The following is a 17,120-nucleotide window of genomic DNA, read 5'->3' as shown; positions in this document are numbered from 1 at the left end:
CCCACCCCTCGCACGCTCGGGGCGGTGCCCTGGACGGGGCCGAGAACCGAGGGCTGACCCCGTCCTCCCCACCCCTCGCACGCTCGGGGCGGTGCCCTGGACGGGGCCGAGAACCGAGGGCTGACCCGGTCCTCCCCACCCCTCGGGCGGTGCCCCGGACGGGATGAGCGGTGGGGGTCCTCCGTCAGGCCGCCCGGAAGAAGCGGCGCCAGCCGCGGGGGCGCGCCGGGGGCTGGGCCTCCGCGACCGCCGCGGCCTGACGGACCGGGTCGGCCGACATGCCGCCGGGCCAACCGAGCCCCTCGTGCGTGGTCGACTCGCCCGGCCAGCCGAGCCCGCTCTCGGTCGCGTCGGCGCGCAGGTCACCGTGCCGCCCGGCCGGCTCCCCCGGCGCACGCCGGGCCAGCGCCGCGGCGACGACCGGGTGCACCGCCGCGCCGTCGGCGGCCGAGTGCCTACCCACGGCGGACCGCCCAGTTTCGCGTCATGCGCGCATGGAAGCACGCGCCGGTGTCCCTCGTCACGCTGCTGGGCACCGGAGCGGTGAACGTGTCCCTCTGACGGAGGGGCTGCCGAGGGCTCAGCTGACGCCGGCGTAGCTGTGCAGCCCGGTGGACACCATGTTCACGTAGAGCAGGTTGAACACCATCACGGCCAGGCCCACCACGTTGACCCACGCCGCCGGGCGACCGCGCCAGCCGGCCGTCGTCCGGGCGTGCAGGTAGCCGGCGTAGACCACCCAGGCGATGAACGCCCAGGTCTCCTTGGGGTCCCAGCCCCAGAAGCGGCCCCACGCGCTCTCGGCCCAGATGGCCCCGGCGATGACGGCGAAGGTCCAGATCGGGAAGCCGAAGACGGCGGTGCGGTGGGCGACCCGGTCCAGCGTCGCCGCGCCGGGCAGCCGGGAGAGCACCGAGGTGCCGGCGTCGTCCCCGCGGGTGTCGTGCCGGACCCGCAGCAGGTACAGGACGCTGGCGATCCCGCTGACGAAGAAGACGCCGAACCCGATGATCGCGGTGCTGACGTGGACGGCGAGCCAGCTCGACCGCAGCGCGGCGACCAGCGGACCGGCCTCCGCGTACAGGAACAGCCCGATCGCGACGAGGCTGAGCACCACCGGCGCGAGCACGAACGCACCGATGGTGCGCACGGCCGGGATCCGCACGGCCAGCACGAGGAACGCGACCACACCCACCAGGACGACGGCGGTGGCGAACTCGTACATGTTGCCCCAGGGCAGCCGGTCGGTGGCCAGCCCCCGGGTGACCAGGACGCCGGCGTGTGCCACGGCCCCGAGACCGGTGACGCCGAGCCCGATGGACGCCCACCGCGAGCCGCGCGGCGGAGAGGCGGGGGCCTCCGCTCCCCCGGTGGCGCCGACGCCCGCGCCGACCAGCTCCCGGGCGGCCGGACGGCGACCGAACGCCAGCTGCGCGGAGAAGGCGACGACGGCGACCGAGTAGAGCGCGACGGCGATGGAGAACAGGGTGTCCGACAGGTCGGCCAGCGACTGGTCAACGGTCACTCGGGGGAGCCTCCGGTTCCGGTGCGGCCCCGACGGACGACGGGGCGGGGAGCTGGGGGGACCGCGCGTCCAGCGCCGTCCGCAGCCGGTGGGTGAGCTCGGCGAAGCGGGTGGCGCTCTCGCCGCCGCCGCGGGTCAGCGAGCCGATCGTCAGCACGGTACCGCCGCCACCTGGCGCGGGCCCGACGCGGGCGAAGACGCGTTCCCGGCGCAGGAGCAGCAGGGCGAGCAGGCCGAGCAGCAGGCTGATGGCGGACGCCAGCACCCACAGCTGCCCGGGGTCGTGGGAGAACTGCAACGCGGCGAACTGGGCGTAGCCGTCGAAGGTGATGACCGTGCCGTCGTCGAGGGTCAGGGAGTCCCCGACGGCGAGGTTGGTCCGGCCGGCCTCGCTGAGCCGCCCCCGCTCGATCTGGCTCTGGTCCAGCGAGTACACCGACTGCGGCAGCCCGGAGTCCAGGCCCAGGTAGCCGCGGTAGGCGATGATCGCGACCTCGGGGTTCAGCGGCCGCGGGTCGATCGAGGTCAGGATGCCGCCCTGCAGCACCCCGGTCGGGGCGAAGAAGCCCTCGAGCGCGAGCTGGTCGTCGGTGCCGGCGCCGAGGTCGGGCAGCTTGAGCGCGCCCTGGCTGGACATCGTCGCCTGGTCCGCGGGCAGGAACGGCGCCGAGACGCCCTCGAAGACCTGCCCGCCGGGAAGGGTGACGGTGAACCGGGGGCTGTAGCCGTGGCCGGTCACGTAGACCCGGTCGCCGTCGACGCGCAGCGGGTCGTTGACGCCGATCGTCGTCGTCCGGCCCTCCTCGCCGGGCGCGCCGTAGGTGATGTCGGCGGTGTAGGAGGAGGCGGTGAGGTCCTCCTCGTACTCGGCGCGGAAGTCGTCGAGGTCCACGCACAGCGGGGTGAGGTCGGCGCCCTCGACCAGCGGGCCGGCGGAGTAGGTGTCGTACTGCTGGAAGGAGTTGCAGAACCCCTGGCCCTCGGTGACCAGGATGCTGCCCTCGTACCCCCAGAGCTTGCCGCCGGCCAGGCCGAGCAGCAGGGCGACGAGGGAGAGGTGGAACAGGATGTTCCCCGACTCCTTCCAGAAGCCCTTCTCGGCCGACAGCTCCGGCCCGGCCCCGGTCTCCCGCCGGACGACGCGGAACCGCGCGACGCGCAGCTCCTCCTCCACCACGTCGAGGGCGGCCGGCCCGGCCAGCGGGGTGGCCAGCTCGCCGGAGTCGGGCAGCCGCAGCAGCCGGCGGGGCGCGGGCGGCGGGGTCGCGCGCAGCGCCCGGACGTGCTCGACGAGCCGCGGCACGACGCAGCCGATGAGGGAGATGAACAGCAGCAGGTAGACCGCGGCGAACCACGGTGAGCTGAAGACGTCGAACAGGTACAGCCGGTCCAGCCACGGCGCGAGCGTGGGGTGGTCGGCGAAGTACTGGGTGACGTTGTTCTGGCTCAGCGAGCGCTGGGGCAGCAGGGACCCCGGGATCGCGGCCAGCGCCAGCAGGAGCAGCAGGATGATCGCCGTCCGCATGGCGGTGAGCCGGCGCCACCAGCGCAGCCAGAGGGTGAGGGCCCGCCGTCCGACGGTGGGGCGGGCAGGCGGCTGCGGCGCGGCGTCCGGCCGCGGCGGGGCCTGGACGCTCACAGCGCCGACTCCCCGAAGCCGGTGGTCGCGAGCCACGAGCGCAGCCAGCCCATCATCTCCGTCCACGCGCCGCTGACCAGCAGCACGCCGACGACGACGAGCAGCGCGCCGCCGACGCGGGTGACGGTGCGGGCGTGCCGGCGCAGGAACGACGTCGCACCCAGGGCCCAGCGGGCGCCGAGGGCCACCAGGACGAACGGCACGCCGAGGCCGAGGCAGTAGGCGACGCCGAGGAGCGCGCCGCGGCCGGCGGTCGCCTCGACGTAGGCCAGCGAGTTGACCGCGGCGAGCGTCGGGCCCAGGCACGGCGTCCAGCCGAGGCCGAAGACGACGCCGAGCAGCGGCGCCCCCGCCAGCCCGGCGACCGGCCGGGCGGACAGGCGGGCGGTGCGCTGCAGGAACGGCAGCCAGCCGAGGAAGGCCAGCCCCATGACGATGGTGACCACCCCGAAGACGCGCGTGAGCACGTCGGCGTGCTGGAGGAGCAGCCGGCCCAGCCCGCCGAACGCCGCGCCGAACGCGACGAAGACCGCGGTGAAGCCCAGCACGAACAGCAGCGCCCCGAGCACCATGCGGCCACGGGTGGAGCGATCGTCGGCCGCCACCCTCTCCGCGATCACGGCGCCCCGACCACCGCCGGAGCCCCCGGGCTGGTCGCGGCCCCATGATCGCGAGGGGGTGGTGGCGCCCGCCCCGGCCAGACCGGTGACGTAGGACAGGTAGCCCGGCACCAGCGGCAGGACGCACGGCGAGGCGAAGCTGACCAGCCCCACGAGGGCCGCGACGGCGGCGGCGACGAGCAGCGGGCCGTCGGTGACCAGGCCGCTGAAGGTCTCCCCCATCAGCCCTCCTCCGCCAGCAGCCGGTCGAGCACCGCGCGCAGGTCCTCCTGGGCGACCTCACCGGTGTAGACGGCGGCCACCCGGCCGTCGCGGTCGAGCACGATGGTGGACGGGATGGCGTTGGCCGGGTAGTCCCGGAACGCCAGCGCCACCTCACCGCGGGGGTCGTACAGCGAGGGGAACTCGATGCCCTCGCTGTCGACGAACGCCTGCGCGAACTGCTCGCTGGTCTCCTTGACGTTCAGCCCGAGGAACGCGATGCCCTGGTCGCGGACGTCGGCGTAGACCTCCTGGAACTGCGGCGTCTCCACCCGGCAGGGCGGGCACCACGAGCCCCAGAAGTTGAGGACGGCGATGTCGCCGGCCAGCTCGGTCGAGGAGAAGTCGCCGCCGCCCAGGAGGGTGCCGGAGAAGTCGGGTGCCGCGGCGCGCTCGTCCGCGGAGATGACCTCCCCGGCGGGGGTGCCGGCGACGAAGCGGAACTGGCCGCCGTTGTTGACGTCGACGGCGGAGGAGCCGGTGGAGCAGCCCGCGAGGAACACCGCGCCCAGCAGGACGCCGACCGCCCGCTTCATGCTCCGGGGACCGCGTCGGGGTCGGTGGCGCCGGCGGGCTCTGCGTAGGACAGCCCCACGAACCGGTCGCCCTCGTAGGCCAGCGAGGTGACGCTGGCCAGGCCGCACTGCCGCCGTCGCGGGTCGTGCGCGTAGCGGCGTCCCTCCAGGTGCAGGCGCAGCGTCCAGATCGGCAGCTGGTGGCTGACGCAGACCGCGGCCGACCCGCGGGCGGCGTCGCGGGCGGCCTCGACCGCGGCGACCATGCGCGCGGCGATCTCCACGTACGGCTCGCCCCACGACGGCCGGAATGGGTTGCGCAGCTTCCACCAGTGCTGGGGCTGGCGCAGCGCGCCGTCCCCGACGCCGACCCGCAGCCCCTCGAAGGCGTTGCCCGCCTCGATCAGCCGCTCGTCGACGGCGACCGGCAGGTCGAGCGCCGCAGCGATCGGCGCGGCGGTCTGCTGCGCGCGCTCCAGCGGGCTGGACACCAGGTGCGTGATCGGCCGCCGCTCGGCGAACCACTCGGCGGCCGCCTGGGCCATGGCCTCGCCGGTCTCCGACAGCCGGTAGCCGGGCAGCCGGCCGTAGAGGACCTTCTCGGGGTTGAACACCTCGCCGTGCCGCAGCACGTGCACCACCGTCGTCTCGGCCATCAGGTGCTCACCTCGGCCGGGTCCTCGGCGGCCGGCGCGGCGGCGGGCTCCACCGCGGCGGCGGCGCGGGCGGCCGCGGGCAGCGCCTCGAGCACCCGCTCGACGGCCCCGTCGTCGAGGGCGGCGTTGACGAACCACGCCTCGAACGCCGACGGCGGCAGGTACACCCCGCGGGCGAGCATGGCGTGGAAGAAGGCGGTGTAGCGGGCGGCGTCCTGCGAGCGGGCGTCGTCGTAGTCGCGGACCTGCCGCTCGTCGGGCACGAAGAAGACCGAGAACATCGACCCGGCCTGCTGCACGCGGTGCGGCACACCCGCGGAGAACAGCGCCGCGCTGGCCGCCCCGCGCAGGGTGGCGGCCACCCCGTCGCAGCGGGCGTAGACCGCGTCGGTGCAGTTGCGCAGGGTGGCCAGGCCGGCGGCGACGGCCACCGGGTTCCCCGACAGCGTGCCCGCCTGGTAGACCGGGCCGGCCGGGGCGAGGTGCTGCATGAGGTCGGCGCGACCGCCGAAGGCGGCGGCGGGCAGCCCCCCGCCCATGACCTTGCCGAAGGTGAACAGGTCGGCGTCGACCGGGTCCAGGCCGTACCAGCCCGACCGGGAGACCCGGAAGCCCGTCATGACCTCGTCGACGATGAGCAGCGCGCCGTGCGCGGCGGTGATCCGGCGCAGCTCGGCGTTGAACCCGTCCAGCGGCGGGACGACGCCCATGTTGCCGACGGCGGCCTCGGTGATGACCGCGGCGATCCGGTCGCCGCGCTCGGCGAACACGGCCTCGACCGCGGCGACGTCGTTGTAGGGGACGACGACGGTGTCGGCGGCCGCGCCCGTGGTGACGCCCGGGGTGTCGGGCAGGCCGAGGGTGGCCACGCCGGAGCCGGCCGAGGCCAGCAGCGCGTCGACGTGGCCGTGGTAGCAGCCGGCGAACTTGACCACCAGCGGGCGGCCGGTGACGCCGCGGGCCAGCCGGACCGCCGACAGCACCGCCTCGGTGCCGGAGTTGACCAGCCGGACCTGCTCGACCGGCGCCACGCGGGCGATGATCTCCTCCGCCAGCTCCAGCTCACCCTCGGTCGGCGCCCCGAAGGACAGGCCCCGGCGGGCGGCGGCGGTGACCGCCTCCACCACCGCGGGGTGGGCGTGGCCGAGCAGCAGCGGGCCCCAGGAGGCGACCAGGTCGACGTAGCGGCGTCCGTCGGCGTCGGTGAGGTAGGCCCCGGAGCCCTGAGCCATGAACCGCGGGGTGCCGCCCACGGCGCGGAAGGCGCGCACGGGGCTGTTCACCCCGCCCGGGGTGACCCGCTGCCCGCGGGCGAACAGGCCGGCCGACGCGGGGGCCTCGTAGTCGTACAGCGTGGAGTCCAGCGAGGTCACGACGCCAGTGTCCCCTTCGAACCTGTGGAGCCGTCCGGGGTGTCCGGGACGGCGGCGAGCAGCGCGGTGGTCAGCGCCGCCGGGTCGCGGGTGGGCACGAGCACGGTGCGCCCGTCGGTGAGCCGCAGGGGCAGCCCGGCCCGCCCGCGCGGGACCGACCAGCCACCGCCGAGCACCGGGGCGCCGGCGTCCACCCCCGCCGTCCCCGCACCGACCGCGCGCAGGTGGCTGGAGTCGACGTCGGCCAGCGGGACGCGCTCCCGGCCGACGGTGAGCGCCTCGTCGTCCACCCGGACCGTCCAGGCGCGGCGGGCCGAGAGCACCCCGGCGGCCACCACGCCGAGGACGGCGAGCGCACCGAGGGCGGCCGCTGGCGGCGGCAGGTCCGGACCCGGCAGCACCAGGCCCAGGACGACGAGGAGCCCGAGGACCCCGGCGACCAGCCAGAACGGCCGCCAGGAGCCCCCGGGCTCGTCGTACGTCATCGCTAGGGGCGGGTGGGGGACAACCACTGCGCCGCTTCCACTGCCCAGTAGGTCAGCACGGTGCCGGCACCGGCCCGCCGGATGGCGGTCAGCGTCTCGAGGACGGCCCGCTGCCGGTCGACCCAGCCGTTGGCGGCGGCCGCCTCGACCATCGCGTACTCGCCGCTGACCTGGTAGGCGCTGACCGGGACGTCGACGGAGTCGGCGACGCGGGCGACGATGTCCAGGTAGGGCAGGGCGGGCTTGACCATGACCGCGTCGGCGCCCTCGGCGAGGTCCTGCGCCACCTCGCGCAGCGCCTCGTCCACGTTCGGCGGGTCCATCTGGTAGGTCGAGCGGTCGCCGAACTGCGGCGCCCCCTCGGCAGCCTCCCGGAAGGGCCCGTAGAACCCCGAGGCGTACTTGGCGGCGTAGGCCAGGATCGGCACCTCGGTGAAGGCGGCGCTGTCCAGGCCGGCGCGGATCGCCGCGACCTGCCCGTCCATCATCCCGCTGGGGGCGACCAGGTGGGCGCCGGCCTGGGCCTGGGCGATCGCCACCGCCGCGTAGCGGTCGAGGGTCGGGTCGTTGTCGACGACGCCGGCCGGCGTCACGACACCGCAGTGCCCGTGGTCGGTGTACTCGCACAGGCACAGGTCGGCCATGAGCACCAGCTCGTCGCCGAGGTCGGCGCGCAGCTGCTGCAGCGCGACGTTGACGATGCCGTCGGCGGCGTCGGCCTGGGACCCGACCGGGTCCTTCTCCGACGGGATGCCGAACAGCATCAGCCCCGAGACGCCGGCCTCGGCCGCCTCGTGGGCGGCCTTGCGCAGCGAGTCCAGCGTGTGCTGGACGACGCCCGGCATCGAGCGGATCGGCACCGGCTCGCTGATGCCCTGCTTGACGAAGACCGGCAGCACGAAGTCCGCCGGGGCCAGCCGCGTCTGGGCGGTCAGCCGCCGCAGCGCGGGTGTCGACCGCAGCCGGCGCCCCCGGGCGAACCCGGCGGTCACGCCTCCTCCTCGCCGGCGCTCGTCGGCGGCGCGACCGGGCGTGCGGGCTCCACCGATGAGCTCGCGAGCTCGCTCACTTCTCGCCCCCGTCCTCCGCCTCGCGGAGGGACTCGGCGTACTCGGCGAGCGCGTCGACCAGCGGGGCCACGGCGGCGGTCTCCGGCTGGACGTCGACCCGCAGGCCGAACTCCTGCGCGGTCGCGGCCGTCTGCGGGCCGATCACCGCGACGACGGTCTTGGCGTGCGGCTTGCCGGCGATGCCGACCAGGTTGCGCACCGTGCTCGACGAGGTGAAGCACACCGCGTCGAAGCCGCCACCCTTGATCGCCTCGCGGACCGCGGCGGCCGGCGGAGCGGCACGGACGGTGCGGTAGGCGGTGACGTCGTCGATCTCCCAGCCGCGCTCCTTGAGGCCGGCGGCGAGGGTCTCGGTCGCGATGTCGGCGCGGGGCAGCAGCACCCGGTCGATCGGGTCGAGGACGTCGTCGTACTCAGGGAAGTCGGCCAGCAGTCCCTCGCTGGACTGCGGCCCGGTGGGCAGCAGTTCCGGCACGATGCCGAACGCGCGGACGGCCTCGGCGGTCTGCTCACCGACGCAGGCCACCTTGACGCCGGCGAAGGCGCGGGCGTCGAGGCCGAGCTCGGCGAACTTCTCCCGCACCGCCTTGACCGCGTTCACCGAGGTGAACACGATCCAGCCGTAGCGGCCGGTGACCAGGCCCTTGATGGCGCGGTCCATCTGCGCGGGGCTGCGGGGCGGCTCGACGGCGATCGTCGGCACCTCGACCGGGACGGCGCCGTAGGCCCGCAGCCGGTCGCTCATCTCGCCGGCCTGGTCCTTGGTGCGCGGCACCAGCACCCGCCAGCCGAACAGCGGCCGGCTCTCCCACCAGGAGAGCTTGCCCCGCTTGTCGACGGCCGAGCCGACGGTGGCCACGACCGGACCGGTGACGGCGTCCAGGCCCGCGGTCTTCTCCGCCACGGCGGCGAGCTTGGCGACCACGCTCTTCTGCCCGGTGCCCGAGCCGCCGGTGGTGACCACGACGGGGGTGGTGCCGGACAGGCCGCCCTCGACCAGCCGCGCGGCGGCGTCGGGGAGCTCCTCGGCGTTGCCGGACAGGACCAGCGGCGCGTCCAGGCTCTTGGCCGCGGCGGCCAGCGCCGCGAGGTCGGCCTCGCCGCCGCGCAGGTCCGCGCTCAGCGCGGTGCCGCCGAGGGCGACACCGGCGAACGCCGGCACCGCGGTGGCCGGGGCGACGCCGGGCACGACGTCGAAGCCCACCGAGGTGCGGCCCACGGCCAGCACCTCCTTGACCACGGCGTCGTCGGTGAACGGGTCACCGGCGACCAGGCGGACGACGGTGCCGCCGTTCTTGGCCGCGGCCACGGCGGCCTTGGCCACCTCGGCCGGCTCGCCGACCGCCGGGGTCAGCTCCAGCTCGGGGCGCTCCTCGCGGACGGCGTCGTGGATGGCCGCCGGGACGGCGGTGTCGACGAGGACCGTGGAGGCCTCGCGCAGCGCCGCGGTCGCCCGGGCGGTGAGCATCCCGGGGTCGCCCGGGCCGGCGCCGACGAAGACGACCTTGCCGGCCGTCCCGTGCTGCTTGCGGAAGCGCGTCATCGCGTGCTCCTGTTCCTGGCCCGTGAGGGCTGGTGTGCGGGGGTCGGAGTGGCCGGGACGGTCTGCCCGGCCGGGGTGGGGGTGCTGGGTCGTCGGGGTGACCTCGCGAGCGCGGTCACCTGGAGGCCGCCATGAGGGCGGCGGCGCCCCGGTCGATCAGCTCCGCGGCGAGCTCGCGCCCGAGCCGCTCGGCCTCGGCCGGCGGGCCGGTGACCGAGCCGCGGACGCCGTCGCTGCCGTCGAGCGCGGTCACCGAGGCGCGGAGGAACAGCTCGGGGCCGTCCTCCCCCTCGGCCAGCTCGGCGTAGGCCGCGACCGGCGCGCTGCAACCGGCCTCGAGCGCGGCCAGGGTGGTGCGCTCGGCGACCACGCAGGCCCGGGTGGCGGCGTCGTCGAGGGCGCCGAGCAGCTCCCGCGTGCGGACGTCGTCGGCCCGGCACTCCACGGCCAGCGCGCCCTGCGCCGGGGCGGGGAGCACCTGCAGCGGGTCGAGGGTCTCGGTTACCGCGTCGAGCCGGCCCAGGCGGGTCAGCCCGGCGCGGGCGAGCACGACGGCGTCCAGATCTGCGCTCTCCCCCGCCCGCCCGAGCACCCGGGCCATGCGCGTGTCGACGTTGCCGCGGATCGGCACGACCTCCAGCCCGAGGCCCAGCGCCCGGATCTGGGCGACGCGGCGCGGGGCGCCGGTGCCGACCCGGGACCCGGGCGGCAGCTCGCCGAGCGTGAGCCCGTCCCGCGCGACCAGCGCGTCGCGCGGGTCCTCGCGGGTCGGGACGGCGGCCACGGTCAGCCCGGGCTCGGGGGTCGTGGGGAGGTCCTTGAAGCTGTGGACGGCGACGTCGACGGCGCCCTCGAGCAGCGCCTGGCGGATCGCCGCCACGAACACGCCCGTGCCGCCGAGCTGCGCGATCGCCGCGGACGAGCGGTCCCCCTCGGTGCTGATGTGCACCAGCTCGACGCGGACGCCGCTGGCCGCGGTGATCGCGTCGGCGACGGCCTGGGACTGGGTGGTCGCCAGCTGGCTGGCCCTCGTGCCCAGCCGGAGGGTGCCGGTGGTGGTGGTCACGTGAGGCCCCCGGACCCGAGCTCCTCGGGGTCGACGGTGACCGCCTCGGCCAGGTTGGTCCGCTCCGGGGCGACCTCGGCGTCGATGCCGAGGCCGAACAGGGCGCGCAGCGCGTCGGCGTAGTCCACGCCGCCGGGCGCGCTGGCCAGCTCCTTGACCCGCACCGTCGGCTCGTGCAGCAGCTTGTCCACGACCCGGTGCACCGTGCGGGCGACCTCGGCGCGGGCCCTGGCGTCCAGGTCCGGCACGCGGGTGGACAGCCGCAGCAGCTCTGCGTCGACGACCTCGGCCGCCTGGCTGCGCAGCGCGGAGACCGTGGGCGCCACCGCGGCGGCCTGCCGCTCGGCGCGCAGCAGCGCGGTCTCGGCGTCGATGAGGGCGTGCGCCGCGGCGACGTCGTCGGCGGCGACCGGGCCGGCCGGGTGCTCGCCGGCCGCCGTCCGCTCACCCTGCAGGAGGGCCAGGTCGACGACGTGCACGCCGGGCAGCGCCGCGACGCCGGGGTCGACGTCCCGGGGCAGGGCGAGGTCGATGACGACCAGCGGCCGGTCGGAGCGGCGGGCCATCGCCGCGGCCACGACGTCGGTGACGATGACGAGCCCGCGCGCGCCGGTGCAGGTGACCAGCACGTCGGCGGCGGCGAGCTCCTCGGGCAGCGCCGACAGGTCCGCGGCGCGGCCCTCGACGGAGGTGGCCAGCCGCTGGGCGTGCTCGGGGGTCCGGCTGCTGACGGTGACCGCCGCACCCCGGCGGGCCAGCGTGGTCGCGGCCAGCGCACCCATCGAGCCGGCGCCGACCACGAGCACCGAGCGGCCCTCCAGCGCGCCGATCCGGTCCTCGGCACGGTCGAGGGAGACCGACACCAGCGAGGCCCCCGCCCGGTCGATGCCGGTCTCGGAGTGCACCCGCTTGCCCACCCGGAGGGCCCGCTGGGCCACCGGGTGCAGCGCCCGGCCGACGGTGCCCTGCTCGCGGGCGAGGGCGTAGGCGTTGCGCAGCTGGCCGAGGACCTGTGTCTCGCCGACGACCATCGAGTCCAGCCCGGCGGCCACCGTGAACAGGTGCGTGACGGCCTGCTCCTCGTAGTGCACGGTCACGTACGGCGAGAGCTCCTCGACCGTCGCGCCGGCCTGCCGGGCGAGCACCCGGCTGACCTCGGCGACGCCGCCGTGGAAGCGGTCCACCTCGGCGAAGACCTCGACGCGGTTGCAGGTGGCCAGCACGATCGCCTCGCTGACGTGGTCGGTGCCGACCAGCTCGTGCAGCGCCTTGACGGTGTCGTCGGTGCCCATCGCGAACTGCTCGAGCAGCGCGACGGGCGCGTTCTGGTGGCTGACGCCGACCGCGAGCAGGCTCATGCCAGGACCTCCACGGACGCGGCGCCGCGCTGGTGACCGAGGAAGGCGAGGACCTGCAGCTCCACGGACAGGTCGACCTGACGGACGTCGACCCCCGCGGGCGCGGACAACGCCACCGGTGCGAAGTTCAAGATGCTCCTCACCCCGGCCGCGGTCAGCCGGTCGCAGACCGACTGGGCGACCTCGGCCGGTGTCGCGATGACCCCGATGGTGACCGCCGCGGCGGCGACCACCTCGTCGAGGTCCTCCATGGGGCGGACCGGCTGCCCGCCGACCGCCTGGCCCACCCGGGCCGGGTCGGCGTCGAACAGGCCGACGAACCGGAAGCCCCGGCTGCCGAAGCCGGCGTAGTCGGCCAGCGCGGCGCCCAGGTTGCCGATGCCGACCAGCACGCAGGCCCGCGAGCGCTCCACGCCCAGCACGCGGGCGATGCGGTCGCGCAGCGTGGCCACCTCGTAGCCGACGCCGCGGACGCCGCAGGGGCCCAGGTGGGAGAGGTCCTTGCGCAGGCCGGCGGGGTTGACGCCGGCCGCGGAGGCCAGCTCACCCGAGGAGACGTTGCTGCGGCCGCCGTCCGCGAGCCCGGTGAGGACCCGCAGGTAGACGGCGAGGCGAGCGACGGTGGCCTCCGGGATCCGGGGCCGCGGGTGGGACACGGGCCTCTCCTCGCTGGCGCTCGTGGACCCCGTGCCCTGGGGAGCTGGGTCGCCGCACGACCTCGCCAGCTCGGTCATGTTCCTGCTCCACAGCAGTCGCGCCCGTACGTCCGGCGGGTGCCGGAAGCGGTCGATCGACATCGGGGACGCGGGCGGGTTGCCGCCCGGCGACAGCCACGGTAACCGCTTGTGAACGCAGGAACAAAGTCGCTGGGGGCCGTGGACGGCTCATCTCCAGCGCAGACGGGGCCTGCTGTGGTGGAGACCATACCCCGCGCCTCCCGGATCGACCCGCCCGGGTGACCCCGGGGCAGCTCAGGCGGTGTGTGCACTCCCCGTCGTCACGGGCGGCGCGAGACCACGACGAGTGCACACACCGCCCCGCGGCCCGCGGCCGACGTCAGGACAGCCCGAGGTCGCGCCGCAGCCGCGGCACGTCGACGGTGAAGTAGGAGTGCTCCCGGCCGTCGAGCAGCACCACGGGCACCCGGTCGCCGAACTCCGCCTGCAGCTCCGGGTCGGCGTCCACGTCGACCGACGTCGTGACCAGCCCGGCCTCCGCGGCGATCTGCTCCAGCGTGGTCGCCGCGTTCTCGCACAGGTGGCAGCCCTGGCGGGTGAGCAGCTGCAGCCGCGCCGGCTCAGTCATCGCCGGCCCCCGCCGGCTGCGGCTCGGTGAGCCCCAGCTCACGCAACCGCGCCCGGCTCACCTTGCCGGTCATCGAGTGCGGCAGCGTCGCGAGGACCTGCACCGACGTCGGCACCTTGTAGCGCGCCAGGGACGCCGCGGCGTGGTCGCGCAGCTCCTCGAAGGTCACGTCGGCGCCGGGCCGCAGCGCCACCACGGCGCGCACGGCGGCGCCGGTGCGCGCGTCCGGGACCCCGATGACGGCACTCTCGGCGACAGCCGGGTGGGTGTCGAGCACGCGTTCCACCTCCGCTGGGTAGACGTTGAAGCCGCTGACCAGGATGAGGTCGCTGCGCCGGTCCACCAGGTGCAGGTCGCCGTCCTCGTCGGCGTAGGCCAGGTCACCGGTGGCCAGCCAGCCGTCGGCGTCGGGCCCGTCGGCGCCGTCGGGCCAGTACCCGGAGAACAGGTTGGGCCCGCGCACCCAGATCTCGCCGGGGCCGTCCTCGGCGAGCTCGCCACCCGCGCCGTCCCCGCCGGTCTCGTGGAGGGCGGTGTCGCGCAACTGCACCTCCACGCCGGGCAGCGGGCCGCCGATGCAGGCCGGCTTCGCCCGCCCGGTCGCCAGGGTGCTGGCCACCACGGGACAGGCCTCGGTCAGGCCGTACCCCTCCCACACCGTCACCGCGGCCCGCTCCCGCATCGCCGTCCAGACCTCCGCGGGCAGGGGCGCCGCGCCACTGGAGGCCATCCGGACGGCGGCGAAGGCGCGGCGCAGCCCGGCGTCGGAGCCCGCCGCGTCGGCCGCGGCCAGCCACGCCTGGTACATCGGCGGGGCACCCGGGACGGCGGTGACCTCCTCGCGGGCCATGAGCGCCAGCGCCGCCGCCGGGTCGAACGTCTCCATGAGCACCGCGCAGGCGCCGGTCGCGGCGACCAGCCCGAAGCCGGCGTTGAGCCCGTAGACGTGGAACAGCGGCAGCACGAGCAGGACCCGGTCGTCGGGCCGGACCGGCACCGGCCGCATCGCCAGGCACTGCTCCTGGTTCGCGCGCAGGGCGGTCGCTGACAACATCGCGCCGCGGGGCCGGCCGGTGGTGCCGCTCGTGTAGGCCAGGAAGGACAGTGCCGTGGCATCGTCGGCCACGTCCGGGGGCGGCCCGTCCCCCGACGGCGGGCCGGTCGCGACGGGGACCCCCGCCAGCGGTGCGCGCTCGTGCGCGGCCACCAGCAGCGACGCGCCGGAGTCGGTGAGCACGTACTCGAGTTCCGCGTCGGTGTAGGCGGTGTTCACCGGGACGACGGGCAGCCCGGCCCGCAGCGCGCCCAGGGCCGCCCGCAGCCAGTCCACCCCGTTGGGCAGTTGCACCGCGACCCGCTCCCCGGGTGCGAGGCCACGGTCGGCGTACCCGGCGGCCGCCCGGTCCACCTCGGCGTCCAGCTCGGCCCAGGTCAGCCGCTCCTCCCCCGCGACCACCGCCGGCGCTCCCGGACGCTCCCGGGCCGCCGTCCGCACGAGATCGGACAGCGACGCTCCGACGTCGGTCATGCGCATCTCCTCCGGTGGAGCGGTCATGGCCACCCGCGGGAAGGGCCACGACACGGCGGGTGACCGGGTGGCGTGGACGGGCCGCGACGATGTTGTCACCATGGGCGCTGCCCCGCAGCACCGCGCGCCCCGCCGGCGCGCACCCGGGAACCGGAGGACTCGGCGGGCCGACGAGGAGACGAACGCCCGCATGCCGCAGCCGCACCCGGTGGACGAACGGCCGTCCGCCGCCGGACCGCGGCCCACCCCGTACCCGCGGTCGGCCCCTCCCGCGGAGGTCGAGGCGCCGCTCGACGTCTGGCAGCTGGTGCGGCGGGCCCAGGAGGGGGACGCCGAGGCGTTCGGGCAGCTCTACGACCACTACGTGACGATGGTGTACCGGTACCTGTACCACCGCGTGGGGGACCAGGCGCTGGCCGAGGACCTCACCAGCGAGACCTTCGTCCGGGCGCTGCGGCGCATCGACTCGCTGTCGTTCCAGGGCCGCGACGTGGGCGCCTGGCTGGTGACCATCGCCCGCAACCTCGTGCTCGACCACGTGAAGAGCAGCCGCTTCCGGCTCGAGGTCACCACCGCGGACATGCGCGACGCCGACCTCGCCACCGAGGGTCCCGAGGACGCCGTCGTGCAGCAGTTGACCAACGAGCAGCTGCTGGCCTGCATCCGGCAGCTCGGCGGCGAGCAGCAGGAGTGCATCTCGCTGCGCTTCCTGCAGGGGCTGTCGGTCTCGGAGACCGCGGCCGTCATGGGCAAGAAGGACGGCGCCATCAAGGCACTCCAGCACCGCGCGGTGCGCCGCCTCGCCGCCCTGCTGCCCGAGGGACTGCGATGAACGCCACCCCGGATGCCCGCCGGTACGCCGTAACGGCCCGCCCGCCGATGTCGTTGCCGGAGTGGACGCACGACACCCCGTCGTGCACCCGATCCCCCGGAGGCCCCAGGTGAGCACGCACGACGGCGCCGCGCCCGCGGCCTGCCGGCGTGCCGCCGTCCGGGACCGGGAGGACGCCGTCGTCTCCCGCCTGCAGTCGCTGGCCGCCGGCCTCGACGACGCACCCGACCCGGCCTTCCGCGCCGCGACCCGCGACCGGCTCGTGGCGATGGCGGCCGTGCGCGCGCCGCAGCCTGCGCCGTCCCGGCCGCGGCGGGCACTGGCGTTCCGGGCAGGCGACGCCGCCACCCGCCCGTGGCGCACCCGGCTCACCGCCGGCCTGGCCGGGGCCGCGCTCACCGTGACCACCCTCGGCGCCCTGGTCGCCCTCGCCGCAGACGCCGCACCGGGCGACGTCCTCTACGGCGTCAAGCGCGGCACGGAGCAGAGCCGGCTGGCCCTGGCCGGGGACTCCCGCGGGCTCACCCTGCTGGAGTTCGCCGGCACCCGGCTGGCGGAGCTGGACGCGCTGGACGGCACCGGGTCGCCCCAGGTCGTGGTCGCGCTGCTGGACACCATGGACGCGCAGGCGTCCGAGGGCGCCGCCCTGCTGGCCGGCCAGGCGGTCGCCGGCGGGGACGCCGCACTCCTGCGCGAGCTGGGCGACTGGGCCGCGGAGCAGGCCGCCGGGCTGACGGACCTGCGGCCGCGGCTGCCGGACGGCGCAGCCGAGGCGGCGCGGGAGTCCGCGGACCTGCTGATCGAGGTGACCGAGCGCGCCACCGGCCTGGCGACGGCGCTCGGCTGCCCGGGCGGAGCCGCGACCGACGGCACCGACGTCCTGGGCCCCGTGCCCGCACCCTGCCCGGCCGAGGAACCCGGTGCCGCGCCGCCGGCGGACCCGACGCCGCAGCCGTCCGCCCCCGGGGGCGCCCGGCGGACCGCCGACCCCGGCATCGCCGCGACCCCCACGACCGCCCCGGCCCCCACGTCGGCGCCCGCGGCACCCGGCGGCGCCGGCTCCGCCACACCCTCGGCCCCGCCGAGCGCCGAGGCACCGGCCCCGGCCGCGCCCACCGTCCCCGTGCCGGCGCCCCGCGGCGGCACGCCCGTCCCGGCGACCCCCTCGCTGCCGCCGCAGGTGCCGACGCGGACCCCGCCGCCGCCCCTGGTCGACACGCCGCTGCCGATCTGCATCCCGTTCCTCGTCTGCTGAACCCGCGACGGCGACCCCACCGGGGCCCAACTAGGGTTCGGGACCAGGTCCACCACCACCCCGCTGCCCGGCCGCCCGCCGGCCGCACC

General features: G+C 76.2%; 17 protein-coding genes. 2 read left to right on the top strand and 15 right to left on the bottom strand.

The window, feature by feature from the left end:
* Window positions 1-184: 184 nt before the first annotated feature.
* From ACI78Q_RS20055 to ACI78Q_RS19985, 15 genes are all read right to left on the bottom strand, one after another.
* On the bottom strand, window positions 185-463 hold the full coding sequence (locus tag ACI78Q_RS20055) for a hypothetical protein (RefSeq protein ID WP_456925207.1): 279 nt from the start codon (window positions 461-463) through the stop codon (window positions 185-187).
* Window positions 464-580: 117 nt separating this feature from the next.
* Window positions 581-1,525 (bottom strand): c-type cytochrome biogenesis protein CcsB, encoded by a 945-nt coding sequence (ccsB, locus tag ACI78Q_RS20050; protein WP_456925206.1) that lies wholly within the window; start codon window positions 1,523-1,525, stop codon window positions 581-583.
* Window positions 1,515-3,164, bottom strand: a complete 1,650-nt coding sequence (gene resB, locus ACI78Q_RS20045; RefSeq protein WP_456925205.1) for a cytochrome c biogenesis protein ResB — start codon at window positions 3,162-3,164, stop codon at window positions 1,515-1,517. Before resB ends, ccsB begins: the two co-directional genes overlap by 11 nt.
* The gene (locus ACI78Q_RS20040) at window positions 3,161-4,006 is read right to left on the bottom strand and encodes a cytochrome c biogenesis CcdA family protein (RefSeq protein WP_456925204.1); all 846 of its coding nucleotides are present in this window, start codon (window positions 4,004-4,006) and stop codon (window positions 3,161-3,163) included. The genes resB and ACI78Q_RS20040 overlap by 4 nt, the downstream gene beginning before the upstream one ends.
* Entirely contained in the window at window positions 4,006-4,581 is a 576-nt protein-coding gene (locus ACI78Q_RS20035; RefSeq protein WP_456925203.1) for a TlpA family protein disulfide reductase, read from the bottom strand. The genes ACI78Q_RS20040 and ACI78Q_RS20035 overlap by 1 nt, the downstream gene beginning before the upstream one ends.
* The gene (locus ACI78Q_RS20030; protein WP_456925202.1) at window positions 4,578-5,216 is read right to left on the bottom strand and encodes a histidine phosphatase family protein; all 639 of its coding nucleotides are present in this window, start codon (window positions 5,214-5,216) and stop codon (window positions 4,578-4,580) included. The genes ACI78Q_RS20035 and ACI78Q_RS20030 overlap by 4 nt, the downstream gene beginning before the upstream one ends.
* A complete protein-coding gene (hemL, locus tag ACI78Q_RS20025; RefSeq protein WP_456925201.1) occupies window positions 5,216-6,589 on the bottom strand; it encodes a glutamate-1-semialdehyde 2,1-aminomutase in 1,374 nt (457 codons plus the stop codon). The genes ACI78Q_RS20030 and hemL overlap by 1 nt, the downstream gene beginning before the upstream one ends.
* A complete protein-coding gene (locus tag ACI78Q_RS20020) occupies window positions 6,586-7,074 on the bottom strand; it encodes a hypothetical protein (protein ID WP_456925200.1) in 489 nt (162 codons plus the stop codon). The genes hemL and ACI78Q_RS20020 overlap by 4 nt, the downstream gene beginning before the upstream one ends.
* A gap of 2 nt (window positions 7,075-7,076) precedes the next feature.
* Window positions 7,077-8,066, bottom strand: coding sequence for a porphobilinogen synthase (hemB, locus tag ACI78Q_RS20015; protein WP_456925199.1), 990 nt, complete (start codon window positions 8,064-8,066; stop codon window positions 7,077-7,079).
* A gap of 73 nt (window positions 8,067-8,139) precedes the next feature.
* Complete coding sequence (locus tag ACI78Q_RS20010; RefSeq protein ID WP_456925197.1) at window positions 8,140-9,687, bottom strand: uroporphyrinogen-III synthase; 1,548 nt, start codon at window positions 9,685-9,687, stop codon at window positions 8,140-8,142.
* 115 nt (window positions 9,688-9,802) lie between these two features.
* On the bottom strand, window positions 9,803-10,753 hold the full coding sequence (gene hemC / locus ACI78Q_RS20005) for a hydroxymethylbilane synthase (protein ID WP_456925196.1): 951 nt from the start codon (window positions 10,751-10,753) through the stop codon (window positions 9,803-9,805).
* The gene (locus ACI78Q_RS20000; RefSeq protein WP_456925195.1) at window positions 10,750-12,111 is read right to left on the bottom strand and encodes a glutamyl-tRNA reductase; all 1,362 of its coding nucleotides are present in this window, start codon (window positions 12,109-12,111) and stop codon (window positions 10,750-10,752) included. Before ACI78Q_RS20000 ends, hemC begins: the two co-directional genes overlap by 4 nt.
* Complete coding sequence (locus tag ACI78Q_RS19995) at window positions 12,108-12,767, bottom strand: redox-sensing transcriptional repressor Rex (protein ID WP_456925194.1); 660 nt, start codon at window positions 12,765-12,767, stop codon at window positions 12,108-12,110. The genes ACI78Q_RS20000 and ACI78Q_RS19995 overlap by 4 nt, the downstream gene beginning before the upstream one ends.
* 400 nt (window positions 12,768-13,167) lie before the next feature.
* Entirely contained in the window at window positions 13,168-13,416 is a 249-nt protein-coding gene (locus tag ACI78Q_RS19990) for a glutaredoxin family protein (RefSeq protein WP_456925193.1), read from the bottom strand.
* The gene (locus ACI78Q_RS19985) at window positions 13,409-14,944 is read right to left on the bottom strand and encodes an AMP-binding protein (RefSeq protein WP_456925192.1); all 1,536 of its coding nucleotides are present in this window, start codon (window positions 14,942-14,944) and stop codon (window positions 13,409-13,411) included. The genes ACI78Q_RS19990 and ACI78Q_RS19985 overlap by 8 nt, the downstream gene beginning before the upstream one ends.
* A gap of 190 nt (window positions 14,945-15,134) precedes the next feature.
* Here ACI78Q_RS19985 and ACI78Q_RS19980 point away from each other — a divergent pair, with 190 nt between their 5' ends.
* Together ACI78Q_RS19980 and ACI78Q_RS19975 are read left to right on the top strand one after the other, a co-directional pair.
* Window positions 15,135-15,776, top strand: a complete 642-nt coding sequence (locus tag ACI78Q_RS19980; RefSeq protein ID WP_456925191.1) for an ECF subfamily RNA polymerase sigma factor, BldN family — start codon at window positions 15,135-15,137, stop codon at window positions 15,774-15,776.
* A 109-nt stretch (window positions 15,777-15,885) separates the two neighbouring features.
* Entirely contained in the window at window positions 15,886-17,031 is a 1,146-nt protein-coding gene (locus ACI78Q_RS19975; RefSeq protein WP_456925190.1) for a DUF5667 domain-containing protein, read from the top strand.
* The last annotated feature ends 89 nt before the right edge of the window (window positions 17,032-17,120 follow it).

The sequence above is a fragment of the Geodermatophilus sp. SYSU D00705 genome (assembly GCF_054050135.1).
The sequence above is the reverse complement of the archived record's forward strand: the minus strand, read 5'-3'. Positions and strand labels throughout refer to the sequence as shown.

Excerpts from the sequence above, each read along its gene's own strand:
- ACI78Q_RS20040 (WP_456925204.1), bottom strand. The coding sequence starts at position 4,006 with ATGGGGGAGACCTTCAGCGGCCTGGTCACCGACGGCCCGCTGCTCGTC.
- ACI78Q_RS20035 (WP_456925203.1), bottom strand. The coding sequence starts at position 4,581 with ATGAAGCGGGCGGTCGGCGTCCTGCTGGGCGCGGTGTTCCTCGCGGGC.
- ACI78Q_RS20030 (WP_456925202.1), bottom strand. The coding sequence starts at position 5,216 with ATGGCCGAGACGACGGTGGTGCACGTGCTGCGGCACGGCGAGGTGTTC.
- ACI78Q_RS20020 (WP_456925200.1), bottom strand. The coding sequence starts at position 7,074 with ATGACGTACGACGAGCCCGGGGGCTCCTGGCGGCCGTTCTGGCTGGTC.
- ACI78Q_RS20010 (WP_456925197.1), bottom strand. The coding sequence starts at position 9,687 with ATGACGCGCTTCCGCAAGCAGCACGGGACGGCCGGCAAGGTCGTCTTC.
- ACI78Q_RS20000 (WP_456925195.1), bottom strand. The coding sequence starts at position 12,111 with ATGAGCCTGCTCGCGGTCGGCGTCAGCCACCAGAACGCGCCCGTCGCG.
- ACI78Q_RS19990 (WP_456925193.1), bottom strand. The coding sequence starts at position 13,416 with ATGACTGAGCCGGCGCGGCTGCAGCTGCTCACCCGCCAGGGCTGCCAC.
- ACI78Q_RS19985 (WP_456925192.1), bottom strand. The coding sequence starts at position 14,944 with ATGACCGACGTCGGAGCGTCGCTGTCCGATCTCGTGCGGACGGCGGCC.
- ACI78Q_RS19980 (WP_456925191.1), top strand. The coding sequence starts at position 15,135 with ATGCCGCAGCCGCACCCGGTGGACGAACGGCCGTCCGCCGCCGGACCG.